We start from the raw sequence: 250 nt of genomic DNA on the forward strand, positions 1-250 counted from the left end.
GGAAAAATCGCTCAGAACATCAAGCGGGGACGTGAAATTGGTGCCGCTCGTCACCACTGTATATTCGCCGCTACCGGCCAATTGCAAGACGACGGTCACATTGGCAGCTTCGCCATTAGGATCCGATACGATCGCCGGCCCCCACGCAATTTCGAATCGATCGTTCCGGGTCATCTTCGATCGGTTCAGGCGATCCACGATGATCTTTTTGACCTGCGACGCAGTCGGATGCTTGAGTTCCCTCCCGGCT

1 pseudogene is annotated in these 250 nt (G+C 55.6%); it reads right to left on the reverse strand.

From position 1 onward, the window contains the following. A pseudogene (locus tag SB816_RS33745) lies at window positions 1-250 on the reverse strand (lipase); the annotation flags it as partial.

The organism is Achromobacter sp. SIMBA_011 (assembly GCF_046535435.1).
GTDB lineage: Bacteria > Pseudomonadota > Gammaproteobacteria > Burkholderiales > Burkholderiaceae_B > Achromobacter > Achromobacter dolens.